Annotated in this window: 3 protein-coding genes; 2 read left to right on the top strand and 1 reads right to left on the bottom strand. The window is 54.3% G+C overall.

Going from position 1 to position 2,481, the window contains the following annotated elements; translation table 11 throughout:
* Both GSQ79_RS12550 and GSQ79_RS12545 read left to right on the top strand, forming a co-directional pair.
* Positions 1–472 (top strand): DUF5343 domain-containing protein (locus tag GSQ79_RS12550; protein ID WP_158809055.1); only part of this gene is annotated, 472 nt, incomplete at its 5' end.
* Entirely contained in the window at positions 469–948 is a 480-nt protein-coding gene (locus GSQ79_RS12545) for a hypothetical protein (RefSeq protein WP_158809054.1), read from the top strand. The genes GSQ79_RS12550 and GSQ79_RS12545, both read left to right, overlap by 4 nt.
* Positions 949–1,208: 260 nt before the next feature.
* Here the strand turns inward: GSQ79_RS12545 and lepA are convergent.
* A partial coding sequence (lepA, locus tag GSQ79_RS12540) for a translation elongation factor 4 (RefSeq protein ID WP_246725294.1) occupies positions 1,209–2,481 on the bottom strand: 1,273 nt, incomplete at its 5' end.

Genomic DNA, 2,481 nt, shown 5'->3' with positions numbered 1-2,481 from the left:
TTTAAAAAAAATGGCATTCCTGACAAGTGACGGAACGCCAACAGAGTTATATGCCAAATTCTGGACCGATAGCGGTAGAGCCCTAGCAGCTGTGCATGGTTTGCGTAACGCTTTCCCTGAAATGTACAAACGTAGCGAATATGCGCATGCTGTAGACGACAACAAGATTAAAGACATTATTGTAGAAATAACGGGGTTGAAGCCTAACGACCCTGTAGCAGTTGCAATCAAATCTACATTTAACGTCATAAGGGCTTACATACCATCAAATTTTGATCCAAGCTCTATTCAAGACGAGCCACAGACGTTAACCCAAGACAGGTCAGAAGATCACAACTCCGAACGCGACAAACGGCCTATGGGCACCGCAATTGGATTGTCCTATAATATAAATATCGTCCTACCGGAAACATCGGACATTAAGGTTCTAAATGCAATATTTAGAAGTGTTCGAGAAAATTTGATGACATGAAAAATGATGAACAAATTGAACTCTTTTTGCTAAAGTGTGCTGCGCTCAAGTTAGCGATTGACCAAGCTATTCCATCGCCAGCTTCGCCAGAGCTAACGAACTTAACATCCAGAAGCTCAGCTAACATTTTTATAGATCAATTTTCTACCGAAGTACGCAACAACGCAATCAACATGGCAGAATATTACAAGATTTTTTATATGCTTGAAAACGATATTCGTCGGCTGATTGACGATACGCTTATTGAAACTTTCGGACCGACATGGTGGGCGGAACATGCCCCAGTAAGCGCTAAAGAGGAATTTAGGCAAAACCGGCAGAGAGAACAAGAGGCAGGCTTTTCTAGCAGATCAGAAAATGAGTTAGACTACGTTTCATTCGGTCAACTAGGAGAAATCATCAGACACAATTACAGTCTATTTGGAGGCATTTTTAAGCAATCAAAAGGCCCTTGGCCGCGTAATGTACTCACTTAATAATCTGCGCGGACCAATTGCGCATTGCGGTATTCTTGCAGAAGACGAAGTTGACAGATTAAACCTAACAGTGAAGGACTGGTTTCGGCTGTTAGAAGGACCAAAATAGGCGCTGCCGCCGACAATATTTTGCTGTCTGTGCTCTGGCGTATGCAAGTCAGCGTTTCTAGACACGGTCCAACCCTGTTCATGGATCTCGGCTCTCCGCTGCGCTCCGGCCAGGATGACATCGCGGAAACGCCATCAGCAAAGACCTCGGTCTAAGAATCCATCTTCAACGCCGCAATAAACGCCTCCTGCGGGATCTCGACCTTCCCGAACTGCCGCATCTTCTTCTTGCCGGCCTTCTGCTTCTCCAGCAGCTTGCGCTTGCGGGAGACGTCGCCGCCGTAGCACTTGGCCGTCACGTCCTTGCGCATCGCGCGGACCGTTTCGCGGGCGATGATCTTGCCGCCGATGGCCGCCTGGATGGGGATGACGAACATGTGCTGCGGGATCAGGTCCTTCAGCTTTTCCACCATGCTGCGGCCGCGGGATTCCGCGCGGTCCTTGTGGACCAGCATGGAGAGCGCATCGACCGGCTCGGCGTTGACCAGAATGCTCATCTTCACGAGGTCGCCCTCGCGGTAGTCGGTGATGGCGTAATCGAACGAGGCATAGCCCTTCGAGATCGACTTCAGGCGGTCGTAGAAATCGAACACCACTTCGTTGAGCGGCAGGTCGTAGACCGCCATCGCGCGCTTGCCGACGTAGTTCAGATCCACCTGGATGCCGCGGCGGTCCTGGCAGAGTTTCAGCACGCTCCCGAGATAGTCGTCGGGGGTCAGGATGGTGGCGCGGATCCACGGCTCCTCGATGGCGAGGATGGCGGTGGGGTCGGGCATGTCGGCGGGGTTGTGCAGCGCGATCTCGGCGCCGTCGCGCAGCTTGATATTGTAGACCACCGAGGGGGCGGTGGCGATGAGATCGAGGTTGAACTCGCGCTCCAGCCGCTCCTGGATGATTTCGAGGTGCAGCAGGCCGAGGAATCCGCAGCGGAAGCCGAAGCCCAGCGCGGCGGACGACTCCATTTCATAGGAAAACGAGGCATCGTTGAGGCGCAGCCGCCCCATCGCCGCACGCAGATCCTCGAAGTCGGCGGCATCCACGGGAAACAACCCGCAGAACACCACGGGCTGCGCGGGCTTGAACCCTGGCAGCGCTTCGGCGCAGCCTTTCTTCTCGTCGGTGATCGTGTCGCCGACGCGCGTATCCGCCACCTGCTTGATCTGGGCGGTGATGAACCCCATCTCGCCGGGCCCGAGCCGCTCCTGGTCCTTCATCTTGGGCGTGAAGACGCCGATGCGGTCGACTTCGTAATGGGCGTCGGTGCCCATCATCTTGATCTTTTGGCCCTTCTTTAAGGACCCGTCGATGACGCGCACCAGCACCACGACTCCGAGGTAGGCGTCGTACCAGCTGTCGACGAGAAGCGCCTTGAGCGGCGCGGTCTCGTCGCCCTTGGGCGGCGGCAGGCGGGTGACGATGGCCTCC

Source organism: Beijerinckia sp. L45 (genome assembly GCF_009765775.1).
In the GTDB taxonomy this organism is placed as follows: domain Bacteria; phylum Pseudomonadota; class Alphaproteobacteria; order Rhizobiales; family Beijerinckiaceae; genus RH-AL1.
This window is presented reverse-complemented; position numbering and strand designations above follow the sequence as displayed.